Source organism: Saccharopolyspora sp. NPDC049426 (assembly GCF_040676935.1).
In the GTDB taxonomy this organism is placed as follows: domain Bacteria; phylum Actinomycetota; class Actinomycetes; order Mycobacteriales; family Pseudonocardiaceae; genus Saccharopolyspora.
Genome location: NZ_JBFAPZ010000009.1, coordinates 253,528 through 272,710 on the forward strand (window position 1 = coordinate 253,528; position 19,183 = coordinate 272,710).

Annotated in this window: 17 protein-coding genes and 1 pseudogene; 9 read left to right on the forward strand and 9 right to left on the reverse strand. The window is 70.1% G+C overall.

Annotated features, from left to right (window positions below; genetic code table 11):
- Window positions 1-138: 138 nt before the first annotated feature.
- From AB0J78_RS21250 to AB0J78_RS21280, 7 genes are all read left to right on the forward strand, one after another.
- A complete protein-coding gene (locus AB0J78_RS21250) occupies window positions 139-2,004 on the forward strand; it encodes a helix-turn-helix domain-containing protein (protein WP_363791564.1) in 1,866 nt (621 codons plus the stop codon).
- An 88-nt stretch (window positions 2,005-2,092) separates the two neighbouring features.
- Window positions 2,093-3,358, forward strand: coding sequence for a hydroxymethylglutaryl-CoA reductase, degradative (locus AB0J78_RS21255; protein ID WP_363791566.1), 1,266 nt, complete (start codon window positions 2,093-2,095; stop codon window positions 3,356-3,358).
- Window positions 3,355-4,320: a hydroxymethylglutaryl-CoA lyase gene (locus AB0J78_RS21260; RefSeq protein ID WP_363791568.1), complete on the forward strand. Its 966-nt coding sequence runs from the start codon at window positions 3,355-3,357 to the stop codon at window positions 4,318-4,320. Before AB0J78_RS21255 ends, AB0J78_RS21260 begins: the two co-directional genes overlap by 4 nt.
- Window positions 4,320-4,742 carry a hypothetical protein gene (locus tag AB0J78_RS21265; RefSeq protein ID WP_363791569.1) on the forward strand — a complete coding sequence of 141 codons (423 nt, stop codon included), beginning with the start codon at window positions 4,320-4,322 and terminating at the stop codon, window positions 4,740-4,742. The genes AB0J78_RS21260 and AB0J78_RS21265 overlap by 1 nt, the downstream gene beginning before the upstream one ends.
- Window positions 4,739-6,112 carry a tripartite tricarboxylate transporter permease gene (locus AB0J78_RS21270; RefSeq protein ID WP_363791571.1) on the forward strand — a complete coding sequence of 458 codons (1,374 nt, stop codon included), beginning with the start codon at window positions 4,739-4,741 and terminating at the stop codon, window positions 6,110-6,112. Before AB0J78_RS21265 ends, AB0J78_RS21270 begins: the two co-directional genes overlap by 4 nt.
- 483 nt (window positions 6,113-6,595) lie before the next feature.
- Window positions 6,596-6,739, forward strand: a complete 144-nt coding sequence (locus tag AB0J78_RS21275; RefSeq protein ID WP_363791573.1) for a hypothetical protein — start codon at window positions 6,596-6,598, stop codon at window positions 6,737-6,739.
- Window positions 6,733-7,794, forward strand: coding sequence for an alpha/beta hydrolase (locus tag AB0J78_RS21280; RefSeq protein ID WP_363791575.1), 1,062 nt, complete (start codon window positions 6,733-6,735; stop codon window positions 7,792-7,794). The genes AB0J78_RS21275 and AB0J78_RS21280 overlap by 7 nt, the downstream gene beginning before the upstream one ends.
- 23 nt (window positions 7,795-7,817) lie before the next feature.
- On the opposite strand, the gene AB0J78_RS21285 is transcribed toward AB0J78_RS21280, so the two are convergent.
- The 6 genes and pseudogenes from AB0J78_RS21285 to AB0J78_RS21310 form a co-directional block, all read right to left on the reverse strand.
- Window positions 7,818-8,123, reverse strand: a complete 306-nt coding sequence (locus AB0J78_RS21285) for a putative quinol monooxygenase (RefSeq protein ID WP_363791577.1) — start codon at window positions 8,121-8,123, stop codon at window positions 7,818-7,820.
- A gap of 117 nt (window positions 8,124-8,240) precedes the next feature.
- Entirely contained in the window at window positions 8,241-9,827 is a 1,587-nt protein-coding gene (locus AB0J78_RS21290; RefSeq protein ID WP_363791579.1) for an FAD-dependent oxidoreductase, read from the reverse strand.
- A gap of 88 nt (window positions 9,828-9,915) precedes the next feature.
- Window positions 9,916-11,238, reverse strand: a complete 1,323-nt coding sequence (locus tag AB0J78_RS21295) for an MFS transporter (protein ID WP_363791581.1) — start codon at window positions 11,236-11,238, stop codon at window positions 9,916-9,918.
- A 51-nt stretch (window positions 11,239-11,289) separates the two neighbouring features.
- Window positions 11,290-11,835: a 3-isopropylmalate dehydratase gene (locus AB0J78_RS21300; protein WP_363791583.1), complete on the reverse strand. Its 546-nt coding sequence runs from the start codon at window positions 11,833-11,835 to the stop codon at window positions 11,290-11,292.
- Window positions 11,832-13,006 (reverse strand): annotated as a pseudogene (locus AB0J78_RS21305) (aconitase family protein). Before AB0J78_RS21305 ends, AB0J78_RS21300 begins: the two are co-directional and overlap by 4 nt.
- Window positions 13,007-13,109: 103 nt before the next feature.
- The gene (locus tag AB0J78_RS21310) at window positions 13,110-13,973 is read right to left on the reverse strand and encodes an isocitrate lyase/PEP mutase family protein (RefSeq protein ID WP_363791585.1); all 864 of its coding nucleotides are present in this window, start codon (window positions 13,971-13,973) and stop codon (window positions 13,110-13,112) included.
- A 133-nt stretch (window positions 13,974-14,106) separates the two neighbouring features.
- Between AB0J78_RS21310 and AB0J78_RS21315 the strand changes: the two genes are divergently transcribed.
- Window positions 14,107-14,895 carry an IclR family transcriptional regulator gene (locus tag AB0J78_RS21315; RefSeq protein WP_363791587.1) on the forward strand — a complete coding sequence of 263 codons (789 nt, stop codon included), beginning with the start codon at window positions 14,107-14,109 and terminating at the stop codon, window positions 14,893-14,895.
- Between the two features lie 276 nt (window positions 14,896-15,171).
- Here the strand turns inward: AB0J78_RS21315 and AB0J78_RS21320 are convergent, their stop codons facing one another.
- Window positions 15,172-16,533, reverse strand: a complete 1,362-nt coding sequence (locus AB0J78_RS21320; protein ID WP_363791589.1) for an APC family permease — start codon at window positions 16,531-16,533, stop codon at window positions 15,172-15,174.
- 37 nt (window positions 16,534-16,570) lie between these two features.
- Window positions 16,571-17,482, reverse strand: coding sequence for a carbon-nitrogen hydrolase family protein (locus AB0J78_RS21325; protein WP_363791591.1), 912 nt, complete (start codon window positions 17,480-17,482; stop codon window positions 16,571-16,573).
- Window positions 17,483-17,614: 132 nt separating this feature from the next.
- Here AB0J78_RS21325 and AB0J78_RS21330 point away from each other — a divergent pair, with 132 nt between their 5' ends.
- Window positions 17,615-18,358 (forward strand): GntR family transcriptional regulator, encoded by a 744-nt coding sequence (locus AB0J78_RS21330; RefSeq protein WP_363791593.1) that lies wholly within the window; start codon window positions 17,615-17,617, stop codon window positions 18,356-18,358.
- Window positions 18,359-18,521: 163 nt separating this feature from the next.
- On the opposite strand, the gene AB0J78_RS21335 is transcribed toward AB0J78_RS21330, so the two are convergent.
- Complete coding sequence (locus AB0J78_RS21335) at window positions 18,522-18,968, reverse strand: FHA domain-containing protein (RefSeq protein WP_363791595.1); 447 nt, start codon at window positions 18,966-18,968, stop codon at window positions 18,522-18,524.
- Window positions 18,969-19,183: the final 215 nt, after the last annotated feature.

Consider the following 19,183-nt stretch of genomic DNA (forward strand, 5'->3'; position numbering starts at 1 on the left):
TGCCGATGCGGGCCGGTTTGGGCACGCAGTCGCGTCGGATGGTCTTCACGTTGCCGCGACCGCACCGATCTCGCCCCGCAGGGCTAGCCTTTCCACCATGCAATTCGGCTGTGGTTTCGCCTGGATCCGGGTGGTCGTGTGAGCACCGACCTGCGGGCGTTGACCGAGATGATCATCGCCGACCACCCGGTGACCGAGGGCGAGCTCCGGAGCGCGGCGCAGGGTCTCGATGCGGAGACCACCAGCGTCCTGGTGGACGCCCGAGCTCGGCTGGATCGCCTCAGGGCGAGGGACCGGGAGCTGTCGGTGTTGATGTCGAGCCTGCGGGAGCTCGCCGAGGTGCGCGACCTGCAACCCCTGCTGCAGAAGCTCGTGGACCGCGCTCACGAGTTGATGGGCACCGACCTCACCTACCTCTCGGAGTACGACGAGGAGACCGACGAGCTGTTCGTCCGGGCGAACAGGGGGGCGTTGTCGGCCAACATGCGGGAACTGCGGGTGCCGGCCGGGGTCGGCCTCGCCAGCCAGGTGGTGCGGACTCGCGCGGCGCAGTGGACCGCGGCGTACGACGTCGGCTCCTTCCCGCACGACAGCGAGGTGACCGCGGCGGTCCAGGCCGAGCGGATGCGTTCGATCCTCGGGGTACCGCTGATCGCCTCCGAGCGGGTGCTCGGGGTGCTCTTCGCGGCTGATCGCTCCACGCACGGGTTCGGCACCGAGCAGATCGCGTTGCTCACCGCGTTCGCCAACCAGGGCGCGGTGATCCTGCAGACCGCACGGCTGCTGGCGGCCGAGCGCGAAGCCGCTTCCCGGGCGGAAGCGGCCAGCGCCGAGGCCGAGCGCCGGGCCGCGGCGATGGAAGCCTCGGCCAGCTTGCACGAGCAGTTGACGCGCTTGGTGCTCGCGGGCGAGGGGTCGGACGCGATCGCGCGCGTTCTGGCCGACGCGTTGGAGCGACCGGTGGCGGTCGCCGACCGGGATCTGGGTGCCCTGGCCACCAGCGACGAGGAAGCCGCCGCCTGGTGGACCGGTGGTCGGCTCTCGCCCGGGGTGCTGGCGGCCGTGGAGGTCGGTCGGGGGACCGCCCGCTGGGTCGACGTCGGTGACGGCGAGGTCCTGGGACTGGTCGCGGCGATGGCCGGTCGCACGATGCTCGGCGTGCTGCTCGTCGGCGGTGACCCTCTCGACGAGGTGCAGCGGCGGACCATCGAACGCGGTGCCCAGAGCCACGCGCTGGTCACCATGCAGAACGACGCCGTCGCCGATGCCGAGGAGCGGGTCCGCGGCGAACTCGTCGCCGACCTGGTCTCGGGACGCGACGACTGGACCTCGCTGCGACGACGTGCCCAGCAACGCGGAGTCGACCTGGCCGGGCTCTGGACACCGGTGCTCGCGGTCGGTTGGGAACAGCAGCGGTGGAGCCTCGCTCGGACCCTGACCGGGCGGGACCCGCGCTGGTTGGTCGCCCAGCACGACGCCGGCGTCATCGCCCTGGTGCCGGGGGAGCTGGATCCGCACGACCTCGCGGGTCGCGTGCACGGCAGGCTCGCCGAGGCCGGGGACCGGGGCCTCGTGATCGTCGGCGGAACACATCCCGCGGAGCAGATCCCCGGCGAGGTCGTCGACGTCACGGCGCTGTCCAGGATGCTGCCCGGCGTCGGGGTGGCCGATGCGGGCGTCGTGGCGCGCGATTACGCGCCGTACCTCGCTCTTTTCGGAGCCAACGGGCACCGTGCCCGCTCCTTCGCCCGAGGGCTGCTCGCGCCGCTGCTCGAATGGGACGCCGACCACCGGAGCGACCTGGTCGCGACCCTGGACGCCTACTTGGCGCAGAACGCGAGCATCGCCCGGTCCGCGGAAATCCTCTTCGTGCACGCCAACACGGTCAAGCAGCGACTGGAGCGGATCACCGAGCTGCTCGGCCCGGAGTGGCGACGGCCGGAGCAGCAGTTCCGGCTCGGCATCGCCGTGCAGCTGCATCGCATGTCCGAAACCGACATGTGAACCGCGTCATCCTGGCCAGTTCGGACATGTGCGCCCGGTCACCACTGGGGTTCCCTTGTTTCGTCACCGGTTCAAGGAGGAACTACTCGTGGTCAGCAGAATTCCGGGCTTCCGCAACCTGAGCATCGGCGAGCGGCGCAAGAGCGTCGTCGAGTCGGCGGGGATCGACATCGCCGATCTCGCGGCGTTCGACCCGGACGGCTTCGACGTCGAGGCCGCGAGCCACCTGAGCGAGAACGTGCTCGGCACCTTCGCGCTGCCCATCGGCGTGGCCACCAACTTCACCGTGAACGGCGAGGACGTGCTCGTGCCCATGGTCACCGAGGAGGCCTCCGTGATCGCGGCCGCCAGCAACGGCGCCCGGATCGCGCGCACCCTCGGGGGTTTCCACACCTCCAGCACGGGTTCGATCATGCAGGCCCAGATCCAGCTCGTCGACCTCGTCGACCCGCACGCCGCTCGGCTGCGCCTGCTCGAGGCCCGCACCGAGCTGATGGAGCTCGCCGCCGCCCAGGACCCGAAGCTCGCGGAGGTGGGCGGTGGAGTGCGCGACCTCGTGGTGCGCACGGTGACGTTCGAGGACGAGACGTACGTCGTCGCCCACCTGGTCGTCGACGTCCGCGACGCGATGGGGGCCAACGCGGTCAACACCATGGCCGAGGCGGTCGCCGACCGGGTCGCCGAGGTCGCCCGCGGGCGGGTCGTCCTCCGGATCCTCACCAACAAGGCCGACATGCGGCTGGCCCGAGCGCGCGCCGTCCTCGACGCCGAGGCGCTCGGCGGTCCGCTGGTCGTCGACGACGTGGTGCACGCCTACAAGCTCGCCGCGGGCGATCCGTACCGCGCCGCGACCCACAACAAGGGCATCATGAACGGCATCTCCGCGGTCGTGCTGGCCACCGGCAACGACACCCGCGCCGTCGAGGCCGGCGCCCACTCCCACGCGGTCGGAGCCGAGGGCCGCTACACCTCGCTGTCGACCTTCGAGAAGAACGCCGACGGCAACCTCGTCGCCACGCTGGAACTGCCGATGCCCGTCGGTCTCGTCGGCGGCGCCACGAAGACCCATCCCGGCGCCCGCGCCGCGATCGCTCTCACCGGGGTGTCCTCGGCCGCCGAGCTCGCTGAGCTGATCACCGCCGTCGGACTGGCCCAGAACATCGCGGCGCTGCGGGTGCTCGCCAGCGAAGGCGTCCAGCGCGGCCACATGTCCCTGCACGCCAAGAACATCGCCATCGCGGCCGGTGCGGGTCCCGACGAGATCGCCCTGGTGGTCGCCCAGCTGATCGAGAAGCGGAACTTCGGGCACGCCCAGGCCGAGGCCGTGCTCGCCGAGCTGCGGAGCGGACGATGACGTCGCCCCGCGCACTGGGACTGCCGACCGCCGTCGCCGATCCCGCTCTCCCGTCCCGAGCGCGGATCTACGAGGTCGGTCCGAGGGACGGGCTGCAGGCCGAGAAGGCGGTCGTGCCCGTGGAGGTGAAGGCGGAGCTCGTGCGCAGGCTCGTGGCCGCCGGGTTGACGAGCGTCGAACTCACCAGCTTCGTCTCGCCCAGGCGGATCCCGCAGCTCGCCGACGCCCGAGAGCTTGTGGAGCGCGTGGACCTCGACTCCGGTGTCCGGCACCCGGTTCTGGTGCCCAACGCCCGCGGTCTCGACGACGCGCTGGCCGCCGGGGTCCGGGAGATCGCGGTCTTCGCCAGCGTCACCGAGTCGTTCTCCCGGGCCAACATGGGCGCCGCGCGGGACGAGGTGGCCGCCGCCCAAGCGGCGGTGACCCGTGAGGCCCTCGCCGCCGGAGTCGCTGTGCGCGGCTACCTCTCGATGGTCTTCGGCGACCCGTGGGAGGGGCCGGTCCCGGTCGCCGAAGTCGTGTCGGCCTCCGTCGCGCTGATGGAGACCGGCGTGTCGTCGATCTCGCTCGGCGACACCATCGGCGTGGCCACCCCCGGGCACGTGCGGTCCGTCATCCGGGCGCTCGTCGACGCCGGCATCGAGCTGGAGCGGATCGCGTTGCACGCCCACGACACGTACGAGCAGGCGCTGGCCAACGTGTACGCGGCGCTGCTCGAAGGCGTCACCGAGTTCGACGCGTCGGCCGGTGGGGTCGGCGGTTGCCCGTTCGCGCTTAGCGCCACGGGAAACCTGGCCACCGAGGACCTCGTCTGGATGCTCACCGGGCTGGGCGTGGAGACCGGTGTCGACCTGGAGGCGCTGACCGCGACCAGCACGTGGCTCGCCGGGCATCTCGGCAAGCCCGTCGCCTCGCGAGTCGCCAACGCGCTCAGCCACTTTGATCGAACGGAGCAACACTGATGTCACGACTCATCGAGGTCTGGGGTGACACCGTCGACACCAGGCACATGGGCATGTCCATCGCGCTGGGCGCCGGGATCGCGGCCCCGACCTTCCTGCTCGGCAGGGCCTTCTTCACCTCGACCGTGGCCGACACAACCCTGGCGGAGTCCTACGCGCTGCTGCTCGGCCTGGTGGCCTGCCTCGTCGCCGCGGTGATCGCGGCCCGGTTGTTCAAGCCGAAGCGGATCGTCCGGGAGAACTCGACGATCACCGAGAGCAGGCGCGAGGCGCTCGAGATCATCGCCGCCGACGGAGGCGAGTGGACCGACCCCGCCGAGCTCTCCGCCGAGGTGCGGGAGGAGCTGCGCCTGCTCGGCTTGTACGACGTGCTCGTCGAGGCCCACGAGGAAGCCCAGCGGAGACAGGAGGTCCACCCGTGATCGAAGCGTTCCTGTGGGCCCTGAGCATGGGCCTCGTCGGTGCGATCGTCTTCGCCGCCATCGGCCTGGTGTCGGGCACGGACGAAACCGCGGTGGTGGCACCGCTGACGCTGCTGGTGGTGCTGCTCGGGGTCCCGCCGGCCGGGGTGTTCAGCTTCTTCCTGGCCGCGGTGGTCGCCAAGCACATCACCCACGCCATCCCCACGACGCTGCTCGGCATCCCCGGCGACACGATGACCGTGCCGCTGCTGGGCGACGCGCAGCAGCTCCGCGAGCTCGGGGTGCCGCACATCGCGCTGCGCAAGGCCATCTCGGGCGGCGTGATCGCTGCGTTCATCTCCGTGCCGCTGGCGGTGCTCTTCGCCTGGATCCTCTCCCCGGTCGCCGACGAGATCGGCGAGCTCGCGCCCTGGATCTTCGCCGGTGCCGCGATCCTGATCGCGCTCACCTCGAAGGGGCGCTGGGCGGCGGTGGGTGCGCTGTTCCCGTTCGTGCTGCTGATCGTCGGGATCAACCAGTTCGTGACCACCCAGCTCGGTCACTCGCTCAGCATCAGCTTCTTCCTCGGCATCGCGACCGGTCCGCTGGTGGCGGACCTGTTCCTGGCGCTCTCCCCCACCGGCCGCAAGGCCCTGCACCGGGACGGGCCGACCGAGTTCGCGCTGGCACCGGACGTGCGGACGTGGAGCGGTCGGATGCCGAACCCGTTGAAGGTGCTCGACCGCAAGCAAACGGCCTACACCTCCGGGGCCGCGGTCATCTCGAGCGCGACCTTCGTCTTCTCGCCGGTGGCGATGACGGTGCTCATGGGTGAGGTGGTCGGTGCCCGGATCAAGAACGGTTACCACAAGCTCACCACGAAGATGGCGGTGCGGAACGGCACCACGGAGTCGACCTACATCGCCGAGACGATGATCCCGCTGATCGCGCTCGGCCTGCCGCTCTCGCCGATGGCAGCGGGCCCGGCGGCCCCGCTGTTCAACGCACCGCCCGTCTACACCGTCGACACCGGGACGGGGCAGACCCACAACCTGCACGACCTGCTCGCAACCTGGGAGTTCCTGGTCTTCGGCCTGCTGGCGGTGACGATCGCCTGCCTGATCGCCTACCCGTTCGCGATGACCAACGCCCACCGGGCGGCCTCGTGGGTGCTGAAGAACGTCTCGCACGAGGCGATCATCGGGGCGTTCGCAGGTCTGATCCTGGTGATCTGCCTCTACGAGGGCGGACTGCTCGCCGTGCTGGTGACGCTGACGGTCGGCCTCATCGGCGGCCTGATGAACCGGATGTTCGGGGTGCACTCGGGCGTGCAGTTCATGGGCTACTACGCGGCCGTGCTGACCGTGCCCGCGATCATAGCGCTCGGCTGACCCCGGTTCACGTAGTTCCCGGCCTCGGACAATTCGTCCAGGCCGGGAACTGCTTTTTCTGGCGCAGCGTGGCCAAGGAGGTCCACGACGCGCAGGGCGACAGCCGGTACAGCCCGACCATCCACTTCGAGATTCCGGTGCCGCCCCGAGCCGGCGCCTAGGCCGGCGCTCCATCCGGGGGCCGACCGACCGGCAGCCTCACGCCGTTCCGACAGGCCGGGGTGGTCCAGACCGGATTGGTTTCACTCCGCACTGACCTCATCGCGTGTACCAACAACAGGGCTTTCGTCACTCAGCGGAGTCACTCGGCTCCGAAACTGAAGAGGGTGTTAATTCCAACGAGCGAGAAGTTTTTGAACTCGCCATCACTGTTGGTTACATTCGAGGGAAGAGAATCACGGTTTGGTCACGGCGCATCGTCCAGTCGGCAGTCGCCCTGCGCGGCGGTTGTGGCCGGATCTGCCCCCGACACGGAAGGCACACGTGAGCGAACTCCACAACGGGGGCCACCCCTCCCCCTGGCCCGCATTCGACGTCAACCTGACCTGCCGCGTTGGCAGCACCACCCGCGGATCGGACGAGCTGCACGCCGCCGCCCCCGACTCGGCGAGCGTGCGCCAGTGGTGATCAGCCCGCCCTGGGCCGCGCAGGCGCCGGTCGGCGCGCGGATCCGGATGACGCTGCGACGCGTGCGCGGTTCGCTGTCCGGCCTCGCCCTCCGGACCACCGGAGGCGCTTCCGCGCCGGCCCCGGCCGCGGACGCGCGAGAGGCCCTCGCCGACGTCGACGTGGCGGCTTCGCCCGCCGGTGCCGTCCCCGTGACGGCCCCCGACGGGGTCCCGCTGCACGTCGACGTCGACGGCGATCCGGGTGCGCCGGTGACCGTGGTGCTCTGCCACGGATACCTGGCGGACAACAACTTCTGGCACTTCCAGCGCACTTCGCTCGGCCGCAACGCCCGAGTGGTCTCCTACGACCACCGGGGCCACGGCCGGTCCGCGGTGGGCGAGCTGGGCGGACTCAACCTCGACCAACTCGGCGACGACTTGGCCGCGGTGCTCGACCAGGCCGTTCCGGAGGGGCCGGTCGTGCTGGTCGGGCACTCGATGGGCGGCATGGCGGTCCTGGCGCTCGCCGAGCAGCGCCCCGAGCTCTTCGGCGACCGCGTGGTCGGGGTCGGGTTGGTGACGACCGCGGCAGCGCCGGTCAACGGGCGGGCGGTGCTGCCACCCGAGGCGGCCAACATCGTGCTGGCCGTCATCGACCGGCTGCGGCTCACCTCGGTCTCCTGCCGGGCCCTCAGGAGCGCTGCCCTCGCGGTGGCGCGAGGGTTCTCCTTCGCCTCCCGGGTACCGCCCTCGGTGGTCGACTTCGTCCTCCAGCTGACCCGGTCGAACCCCGTCCACGCGCTGGTCGCGCTCATCCCCCACTTCCTGACGCTCGACAAGCGCGCGGCACTGCCCGTGCTGGGCAACGTGGCCACGCTCGTGGTCGGGGCCGAGCACGACGTGACCATCCCGGCGGAGCACAGCACCGCGATCGCCCGAGAAGTACCGGGCGCCCGGCTCGCGATGATCCCCAACGCGGGCCACATGGTGCCGCTCGAACACCCCGCGCTCATCGACGAACTCCTCCACGAGCTCATCTCCCGCGCGACCTCGCTACGCGTCAACCCCGCCTGACGCACCCGCCAGCCCGACGGCGTTCAGCCACGCAGGCCCTTACCCCCTTGGACCGCCAGCTCGGTCTGATCAGACATCCCTGCGATCAACGGTCGCGCCTCCTGGATGATCGCCCGGATGTCCTCGGGCTCAAGCGACGCATCGTGGGCGGACTTCTCCGTCCAGACCTCCGAAACCCACACCGCCTCCGGCTCGTCCGAGGTGCTGACGATGTACTGGAGGCACTCCGGGTTGCGCTCGAGCAGCTCGGCCGCCTGCAGCAGGTGGCCAACCAGATCATCGCGCTTCCCAGGCTGGGCCGAGAACTTGCCGAAGAGTCCGTACGTCATCCATCAACTGTAGGGGCGCCACCGCGCTCTCAGGCGTCCGGCCTGCGGATCCGCTCACGGACGACCGGCGAGCACAGACCGGCTCCGCGAGCATCGCGCTTCCTCCGAGGTGGGTTTTCAGGTGCGACCGCATGCGTGTCCGGCCGCTCGGTAGGCGTAGGTGTAATTGCGGGCATTGGCGAGACCCGTCACGTACCCGCGCAGCTCGCGGGTCGCGGCGGCGTTGCCCGTCGCGTAGAGGCCACCGACCGGGGATCCGTCACGCCGGAGCACGCGGGCGTCCCGGTCGATCCACAGTCCGAGAGTGCCCATGCCGAACCCGACCAGGGACAGGTCGAGGGCGTAGAACGGCGGGGTTCGCACGGCGCCGAGGCACGGGTTCGGCCCGTGCTCGGCGTCGCCGTAGGTCCGTCGCACGAACGGCCGGGTCCCCCGCCCGAACTCGGGGTCCTCGCCGCGGTCCGCCGCGCTGTTGAACTCGGCGACGGTGCGGCGCAGGCCTTCGGGGTCGATGCCCGCCGCCGCGGCCAACTCGGTGATGCTGTCCGCCCGGAGGATCGAGTCGGGCCAGCGCTCCCCCGCCGAGTACGGCCCCAGGCGGTAGCGCGCGCGGAACTCGTCGTCGACGACGAACCAGCACGGAACGTTCGACCACCGGCGCAGGCGGGGGTCGAAGCGGCGCAGGGCGCTGATCAACGCGCCGTAGTAGCTCTCGTCGCCGAACCGGCGCCCGTCGCGGTTGACGATCATGGAATGCGGAAGTCCGAGATGCGCCAGCAGCGGCCGCACGAGGGGAACGTCCGTCCCGGGGTGGACCTCCCCCGGGAATCCGTACCCGACGCTGAAGAACGGGTCGGCGCCGCGAACCAGGCCCGCACCGGCTCGCTCCGCGAGCGCGATCGAGTCGCCGTCGACGACGGGCGGGGCGCTCTCGACGAGTGCGGGCACCTCCTCCAGCTCCGCCGCGTGCGGTGAACCGCCGTAACCGCCCGCGGCGATCAACACCCCGCGGCGGGTCCTGACCCGGGTGCGGCCTGTCGGCCCGTCCAGCACCGCGCCGACGACGTCTGAGCCCTCGACCAGGAGCTCGCGCACCCTGGACTCGAGCAGGCACTCCACGCCGCGACGCACGAGCGCCTCCCTCGCGAAGGCGCCGACGAGGCCCATGCCGTGCGTCAGGCGGTCGCCGTTCGGCTCCTCCCGCGCAGCCGAATACGTCTCGGTCCGGCTCACACCGATCTCGTAGTAGGGCCCCTGCCGCAGGTGCGGGCGCCACGCGCCCAGGTCGCGGCCGTCGACGACGCATTCGAGCAGCCGCCCTTCGGCCGTCGAGCCGGGCGCCGGGTGGTAGAGGTCCGCGGCGCCCGGAATCACCCGGAGCGGAACGCCGGCCGCGGCGAACCACGTGGTCGCCTCCCGCGCGTCGTGCAGGTACGCGCGCCGAGCGGCCCGCTCCACCGGTCGTTCACCCTGGACGTGGTCCAAATAGGACTCGACGGTGTCCAGGGTGTCGCGCGGTTCCGACGCCAGCGGGTCCCCGCCCACCCAGACGAACCCGCCGCTGTACGCCGCGACGCCGCCGACCACGTCGGATCGCTCGGCCACGAGGACCTCGCTGCCGAGGTCGGCGGCCCGCAGCGCGGCGGCGAGACCACCGAGCCCGCCGCCGACGCAGAGGAAGTCGACCTCCCTGGTGCCGGTCATCTCGGCGACTCGGAGCTGTCGCCGACCGGTGCGGAGCAGCGCGAATCGGGCATGGTCGACCTCCTGCGGTGCGTTCGAACGGGGACGGTCAGACGGGCAAGCGATCCCTGCCGGTCTCGCGCAGGGTCAGCACGGTGATCAGACCGACGACCGCCACCCCCATGACCCAGAAGGCGGGCGCCATCGGGTTTCCCGTGCTCTGCACCAGCTGGGCGGCGATGTAGGGAGCGGTGCCGCCGGCGATGATCGTGCCGAGGTTGAAGCCGAGGGCCACGCCGGTGTACCGCACCTGCCGCGGGAACAGCTCGGTGAACTGGGGGAAGGCCGGGACCTGCGCGAACCCGTTGAACGACATGTAGACGACGTAGACGAGCCCGACGACGAGGATGCTCGACGTCGCGCCGAGGATCGCGAAGGACGGCCACGCGATGACCAGGTACCCGACGTAGGCGGTGATCAGCACGGGCCGCCGTCCGAACCGGTCCGAGAGCGCACCCGCGATCGGGTAGGTGACGCAGGCGAGCCCGATCCCGATGGCCGAGGTCCAGTACACGGATTGCTTGTCGAAGCCGAGGTCGTTGATCAGGTAGACGTTGAAGTAGGTCAGCCCGATGTAGCCGCTGCCGTTCATGGCGATCGCGATGCCGATGACCCGCAGGATGGAGGCCGGGTGCTGCTTGACGACCTGCAGCAGCGGACTGCGCACCACCTCTCGCTTGTCGGCCATCTCCGCGAACTCGGCGGTGTCCTCCAACCGGACCCGCACCCACAAGCAGAGAATCGCCAGCGGGATGGAGACCAGGAACGGAATCCGCCAACCCCACGCCGTCATCTGCTCAGCCGTGGTCAAGGTGCTGACCAAGCCGACGACGGCTGCGGACACCGCGAACCCGAGGGTCGAGCCGAGCGCCGTGACCGAGCCGTAGAGCCCGCGGCGCTTGACCGGCGCCGACTCGGCGACGTAGGTCGCCGCGCCGCCGATCTCGCCGCCGGCCGAGAAGCCCTGCGCCAGGCGGATCAGCACCAGCAGCACCGGGGCGAGGACGCCGACCGCGGAATAGGTCGGCAGGAGACCGAGCAAGCCGCAGCAGATTCCCATCGCCACGACCGTCACGACGAGCGCCTGCCGACGACCGCGACGGTCGCCGAGCCGACCGAAGAACCAGCCTCCGACGGGTCTCATGACGTAGGCCGATCCGAAGACCGCCAGCGTGAGCAGCAGTGATACGGCCGGCTGGCCGCTGGGGAAGAACAGGGGACCGATGGTGACCGCGAGGAAGGCGTAGACGCTGAAGTCGTAGTACTCGATCAGCGTGCCGACACCTCCCGCCGCAGCGGCGCGTCGGGCCATCGCCGGCGAGGCTCCGGTGGTGGCGGGCACGGCGGCGGCTGGTGGGGCCGTCTCAGACATGGTGCTGACTCCTGATCGTCGTTGACCGGGTCGGGGGGACGTGGGGCGAATTCAGTGCTGGTGGCTGGGTTTGCGGGCGTGCTCGGCCAGCAGGAGCTTGAGCGAGCCGCCGGCTTCGATCACGCGGCGCACGCGGGTGCTGGGCGGATCGCCGCGCAACTCGGTGCCGTCGCCGAGGCCGACCACGGCCGCTCGCCAGTCGACCTGGACGGCGTCGCCGGTGGTGACCGCGGCGCTGATGCCGGGCACCGTCAGCAGCGGCATGCCGTTGTGGGTCTCCCCCCGCCAGAACCCCGGGGAGAAGGACTCGGCCAGCACCGCGGCGATGCCCAGATCGCGGAGGGCCACCATCGGCGGGTAGTGCGGGTGGCCGTAGCCGAAGTTGCGGCCGCCGACGATGACGTCGCCGGGCCGAACGCGGTCGGCGAAGGTGGGGTCGTAGGCCTGCATGACCTTGCCGCGCAGGAAATCCGCGTCGTAGGACTTGATGTTCTCGACTCCGATCACCAGGTCGATGTCGAAGTCGTCGCCGAAGACCCAGGCCACGTGCCCGCGGATGAGGTCCGGTGGCGGCGGGTAGTCGCGGGCGGCGCTCATGATCGCGTCACCTCCCCGGCCGAGGCGATCGTGCCGGTCACCGCGCTGGCCGCAACGGTGTACGCCGATCCCATGTAGATGTTCGCGTCGGTGCTGCCCATGCGGCCGGAGATGTTGAGGACGCCGGTGGAGATGCAGTTCTCGTCCGGTTGCAGCGGTTTCTGGTAGCCGAAGCAGAAGTCGCAGCTGGAGCGGGCGATGTGCGCGCCGGCCGCGCGCAGCACGTCGAGCAGCCCTTCGTCCTCCGCCTGCCGGTGCACCGCGTCCGAGGTCGGGACCACGTTGAGCTCGACCCCCGGGGCGACCTTCCTCCCGTCGAGGATGAGAGCGGCGGCCCGGATGTCCTCGATCCGCCCGCTGGCGCAGGAACCGATGAACGCCTTGGTGACCGGCGTTCCGTTCAACTCGACGACCTCACGGGTGTTGGCCGAGCGAGCTGATCCGGGCAGCACGACCTGCGGGCTCAGCGCGGACAGGTCGATGGTGTGCACCGCGGCGTAGTCGGCACCCGGATCCGGCAGCTGGGGCGTGAAATCCGTTGCGGCGACCCGCCGCGCGTAGGCGAGCGCGGCATCGTCGGGCTCGAACACCGCCGACACCGCTCCGGTGAACATCGCCATTCCGCACAGGCCCTGCCTGCGGTCGATCGACATCGCCCGCGCGCCGGGGCCGGCGAACTCCATCACCTGGTGCGCGCACCCGTCGGCCCCGAACTCGCCGATGATGTGGTGCACCAGGTCCCGGCTGTCGACGCCCGGGGCGAACTCACCGGTCAGCTCGAACCTCGTGGTCCGGGGGACGTCGAGGTAGATCTGCCCGGAGACCCAGGCCTCCAGCAGGTCCCGGGCACGCCCCAGCCCAGTGCGCCGAAGGCGCCCGCTCCGGAGATGTGGCCGTCGAAGTGGATCAGGAAGTTGCCGGGCAGGGCGTAGCCGAGCTCGGCCATCACCTGGTGGCCGATGCCGCGGGCCTCGTGCAGCTCGATGCCGTAGAACGCGCACCAGTCGCGGGTGACCTGGTGAACCTCCTGCTCCTTCTCGGTGCCCTTGGTCAGCATGTGGTCGATGAAGACCACGTAGCGCTCCGGCTCCGCCAGCGCGCGGATGCCGAAGTCGTCGTGCATCTGCCGGAACATCACATCGGTGTAGCCGGGGAAGTCGTAGGCGATCATGTAGTCCGGGCGCACGGGTAGGTTGTCGCCCGCCTTGACCACGTCGACGCCCGCGGCTCTGGCCAGGATCTTCTCGGTGATCGTGCTCGCCACAGCGCCTCCCTCAGACCGTCTCGGTGGTGGGCAGGTACGCGTGCTGCTGCCGCTCGATCTCGGGCATGCCGATGAGCTCGACGAATTCGTGGTGCGGCGTGGCTCCCGCGCCGACCTGGGCCGGCGGTTCCCCCGCGGCGAGCCGGTTCAGGCACTCCTGCGCGGCGCCGGTCACCGCCATCAGCACCTGAGTGGGCAGCAGCGCGATGCGAACGCCGATCTGCTCCATCACCTCGGGGGTGAACTCCCGTTCGGTCCAGGCCGAGGCCGTCAGGGTCGCCATGAGCGGGGCTCCGGTGATCTCGTGGCAGCGCCGCCACTCCTCGACGGTCGTGAAGGTCTTGGTGACCGGCATGACCAGGTCCGCTCCGGCCTCGACGTAGGCCTCGGCTCGGCGAAGCGCGTCGTCTCCCTTGGCATCGGTTCGGGCGATCACGAGCATCCCGCTCTCCTGCGCGGCGTCGCGGACAGCGCGGATCTTGCCCGTGGCCTCCGCCAGGTCGAGCAGTTCGAGCTCGGCCCCGGGGATCAGTGGGCAACGCTTGGGCGAGCGCTGGTCCTCCATGAACACCGCGGCGACCCCGGCGTCGGCGAACCGGCGCGCTGTTCGCGCGGCGTTGACGGCGTTGCCGTAGCCCGTGTCGATGTCGGCGATGACGGGCAGGCGGCTCGCCTCGCGGATCGTCCGGACCGCCTGCAGGTTCTCCGACATCGTGTAGAGCTCGGCATCCGGATAGCCCAACGCCGCCGAAACCGCGAACCCGGACGCGCACAGCGCGGGGAAGCCCGCCTGCTCGGCCAGCCGTGCGGTCAGCCCATCCCACACGCCGGGTGCGTAGACGAGTCTTTCGCTGATCATCTCGCGCAGATCCACTGACAGCTCCCTTGTGTATCGTGATGCGATACGCGTTCCGAAACTGTGCGCGAGGGACACGACCATGTCAAGCGGCTCCGGTCAGCGGGCCGTTAGCCTGGCGCTGTCCCGAAACACGAAAGGGGAGGTGGCGGTGGCACGAGAAGCTGTCGAAGACAGCTCCGGGCGGGAAACCGTCGGATCGGTGCTGCGCGCCTGTCAGCTGCTCGGGCAGTTCAGCGCGGAACGGCCCGTGATCACGCTCGCGGAACTCACGGCGACCAGCGGGTTCAACAAACCGACCGTCCACCGGCTGATGAGCACCCTCGTCGAGGCCGGCTGGGTGCACAGGGATCACAGCGGCGCCTACCGGGTCCGGATGCCGATGTTCACCATCGGCGCGGCCGCGCTCGCCGGGTTCGACCTGCGGACCGAAGCCCGGCCAGAACTCGAAGCACTGGCTTCCGGTTTCGGCGACACGGCGTTCCTGATGGTCCCCTCCGCCGCCGGAGCCGTGTGCATCGACAGGGTCGAGGGCGGCAAACCGATGGTCCTGGCCGCTGTCTCGATCGGGTCGGTCCTTCCGTACCACGCCGCGGCAGCGCCCGTGGCGATGGTCGCGTTCGACTCCGAGCTTCGACGCCGGATCCTGCGAGACCCGCTGCCCGCGTTCACCGAGATGACCCACTCCGACCCGGGCGAATTCGCCGCCCATCTGGATCAGGTGCGCGCCGAGGGGGTTTCGCGCAGCCGCAACGACTACCTGCACGGGGTCTCGGCCGTCGCCGCCCCGATCCTCGGCTCGCGCGATTCCCTGGTCGGCACGATCAGCCTCGGCGGGCACAGCGAGGACTTCACCGGCACCGACGGCGACGTCCGAGCCGAAGCCGTGCGCGCAGCCGCCCAACGGCTGAGCACCTCACTCAACGCAGCACGACTCTGAGAAGCCAAACAGGCGAAAAGCGCGAGATAGCGGCCACAACCCCTCCCCCGAAAACAAACCAAACCCCGTACCAAGCACCCACACCCCACGGGCCCCCGACCACCGCCGTGGGCGGCGGACGGAAAACTGCAGTAATCAGGCACCTGAATACCGGGGTAATCGGGAACTGTTGGGCCTCGGGCGTTCTGGTTGGTTGGTGGGGTTTCAGTGCTTGTGGGCGCCTGGTCGACGGGGCGCCAGGCCCGGGGCCTGGCGCCCCGTTCGGGTTTCCGCTTCCTACGTGCGCGTGGGGACTAGGGCTTCCTCGTCGTGTTCTGGGGTCATCTCCGGTGGTGGGGTGCGGAACAGGCGGGTGCGGCAGGCCAGGTAGACGATGCCTGCGGCCAGCCAGATGCCGCCGAGGACCAGGGCCGTGGGCTCCAGGTTGATCAGCAGCCAGAGGTCGATGAGGGTTCCGGCCGCGGGAATGGCGAGGGACCACCACGCCGGTTTCCGGCCTTCCTCGCGGTTGCGGATGTACAGGGCGATCACGCTGATGTTGACCGCGGTGAAGGCCGTGAAGGCGCCGAAGTTGACGAACGAGGTCGAGGTGGAGACGTCGAGCACCAGGGCGACGAGGCCGACGCAACCGGTGAGGACGATGTTGGCCACCGGAGTGCGGAATCGCGAGTGCAAGGCGCCGAAGAACTTCCGGGGCAGGACGGTGTCGCGGCCCATCGCGAAGAGCAGGCGAGCGGCGCTGGCCTGCGCTGCGAGGCCGGAGGCGAACTGCGCGATGACGAGCCCGGCCAGCAGCAGTGCTGTGCCGAGGTCTCCAGCGATGACCGCGGCGATCTCGAACACGGCCGAGTCGGAGTCCGCGAAGGTGCTACCGGGGTGCACGAGCTGAGCGGCGGCGGTCACGAGGACGAAGACGCCGCCTCCGATGAGCGCGATGAGCAGGATGGCGCGCGGAATCGTCTTGCGCGGGTTCACGGATTCTTCGGTCAGGGTCGTGACGGCGTCGAATCCGAGGAAGGAGTACGCGGCCAGCGCGGCTCCGGCGGAAACGCCCGCGGCAGTGGTGGCGGGGTTGACGAACGGCGAGGTGTCGAGCAACCCCGCAGCACCGCGGGCGTCGAGGACGTGCCGCAGGCAGAGCACGACGAAGATCCCGATCACCAAGAACTGGAAGGCCATGAGCAGGAAGTTCGCCTTCTCCGCGACTGCGATCCCCAGCACGTTCAAGCAGGTCGTGGCCGCGATGAACGAGACGATCCAGACCCAGAAGGGCACCGCGGGGAACTGGGCTTGCAGGTAGGTGCCGCCGAGCAGCCAGATCACCATCGGCAGGAAGAAGTAGTCGAGCAGCACCGCCCAGCCGACGAGGAATCCCACGCGCGAGTCCAGCGCCCGCCGCACGTAGGTGTAGGCCGAGCCGGCGACCGGATGGGCGGCGGCCATCTTCCCGTAGCTGTAGGCGGTGAACAGCATCGCGGCCATCGCCACCAGGTAGGCGGTGGGGACCGCCCCTCGGGTTTCCTCGGCGACGACGCCGAAGGTGCCCAGCGCGATCAGCGGCGTCATGTAGGCCAGTCCGAACAGGACGACGGATCTGACCGTGAGGGTCCGCTGCAGCGACGGTCTTGCTTCGGGCATGAAGAGCTCCTCGGTGCTCGCCGCGACGTTGCGGCGGTCAGCCGGCCGCTTCGGGGCCGGGGATGCGGATGCCGGCGTCCGGGGTCTCCGGGTGCCACTTGGCTGGTTCGATGCGCCCCTGGTAGAGCGGTAGCTCGACGGGGGCGTCGTGGGCGGTGAACTGCGACCACACGCGGTTGAGACCTGCGGTGCCGGATTCGCGCACCCGCGCGACTTCGCCGAGGTCGAGGACGTCGGTCAGCACCTGGGCTTCGCCCCCGGCCGCGTGCTTCCGCACGCGGCCTTCCGGGTCGACGATCAGACTGCCGCCGACACCCACCGGGCCGGCGGCGTTGACGCTGGCGACGAAGACCTGGTTCGCGATCGCGTGCGCCCGTGCCAGAACGATCTCCTGCTCGCGATCGTTCGTAGTGGTCTGCACCGGGTTGATGATCACCTCGGCACCCATCCACGCCAGGTGGCGGGCGACCTCGGGGAACCAGGAGTCGTAGCAGATCGAGAACCCCAGCCGACCCGACCCGGGCACGTCGGCGACGACGAATCGGCCACCGGGGTCGTACGGTTCGTACGGCCGCCACGGGAAGACCTTGCGGTAGAAGGCGTGCAGCTCCCCCGCCGGCGAGTAGCACAGGGCGGTGTTGAACAGCTCGCCGTTCTCCCCGCGCTCGCACACGCTGCCCGGCACCAGCCAGATCCCCAGGTCCCCTGCCAGCTCACCCAGCTGCCGGGAGCGGGGACCGTCCAGCGGCTCGGCCGCCTCCCGCAAGCGCGCGTCGCGCTCCGGACCGGTGCCTTCGACGCCGCACAGGTGCAGCTCCGGGTACACCACCAGACGCGTCCGCGGGTGTCGGGCGAGCAGTCGCTCGACGTCACCGGCGAACTCCGACACGGGTGCCGTCGCTGCTTGCGGCGACATCTGTGCCAGCGCCAGCGGCAGCAGTCGGGACATCTCGCTCGCCTTCTTCCTTCGCAGGTCAGTACGGGTATCACCCAGCGATGGAAACAAAATAGAGCAAGATGAGCAGTTAAACAAGAGTGGTCATCTTGAACAGATATCGGGCCACTCGTTACCGTGGACACCATGACCAGGGCCGACGCCGACGCGCACGAGGAACGACCAGCAGCACCCCTGTCCGCGTCCGCGCTCTCCGGCATCCGCAGGCTCTCGGCCATGGACACCGTTCGCGCCCGGATCTCCCTCGCGGTCGACCTCGGGCTGCTCAAACCGGGCGAGTGGCTACCGGGCAACGCCCAGCTCGCCGCTGCCCTGGAGGTATCCGAGATCACCGTGCGGCGCGCGCTGGTCGCCCTGTGCGAAGAAGGCATCCTGCAACGCCGCCGCGGACGTGGTGGCGGGACACGGGTCGTCGACTCCCCCGCACGCAGCACGGTCCGCGAGACCGAGATCTACCGCGCGGCGAGCGCGGAGGTGCACGACCTCATCGACCACCGCCTGGTCCTCGAATGCGGTATCGCGCACCTGGCGACGCGCAACGCCACCCCGGGCCAGATCGAGCACCTGCACGAGCTCACCGAGCGGATGGACAACGCCGCCGACTGGGCCGACTTCCACAAGCTCGACGAGACATTCCACCTCGCCGTCGCCGCCGCGACCGGGATCGGCTCGGCCCAGCAGGAGTACGCGCGGCTGCTCCGCGAGCTCTACCGCTACTACCTGCCCTACCCCATGCAGCACCTGCGCGAGTCCAACCGCGACCACGTCGAACTCGTCGCAGCCCTGCGCAACCGCGACGCCGCCTCCGCCGGCGAGGTCGCCGAGCGGCACGTGGCAACCCTGCACCAGGACATGTTCGTCGGGCTCTGACGCCGCGAAACGTCCTGGAATCAGCAGGATCGAGTCGAACGCCTCCTCATTCTGCCCGCGCCGGAAGCCCGCAGCCGATCGTCGGCGCGGGAAGTCGAAGCGCCGCAGGGGGTGCGGCGAGGCGCGCGCCCGGCGGTCTCGCCGCCTGGACGCGCGCCCGTTCTCACCGCTGTGCGGTACTGCGGCCGTCGGCCGCTGCGCCGACGCGGAAGGTGAACCGCGCCTTGCCGATCCAGATCTCGTCGGAATCAGCCAGCTCGATGCGCTCCACGGGCCGCCTGTTGACGTAGGTCCCGTTGAGGGAGCCGCCGTCGAAGAGGAAGCACCGGCCGTCCTCGATCTCCAACTCCGCGTGGTACCGGGACACCGTCACGTCCTCGATCACGATGTCGCAGTCGCGGTGCCGCCCGATCACGGTCAGCGGTGCGGAAATCACGAACTCCGCTCCCTCGTCGGCTCCTCGGTCGACCACCAACCGCATGTTCTGCTCCGACTCGCGCGGCGATGGGATCAGCTCGGCCAACCGCCCGGTGACGGGAAGCTCCTGCTTCGGCACATCGTTCACCGTGCGCTGGTCGAACAGTCCGGCGACCTCTGCGATCTGACCCATCAGCTTTCCCTCTCGCAACCAGTGGAAACGGCTCTAGTAAACGGTCCCTCCGCGGGAACCACTACGAGCATGCAGACCAGCGAGGACCCGGCGAGCAGGCATTTCGTCCCGGATTCACTGTGTTCCACATCACCGAACACACGTCCGGTCAGGGCTGCTGAGCACCGGAGTTACCGGTGTTGCGGTTCCGCACGTCTGGTGCCGGGCGAGTGGCA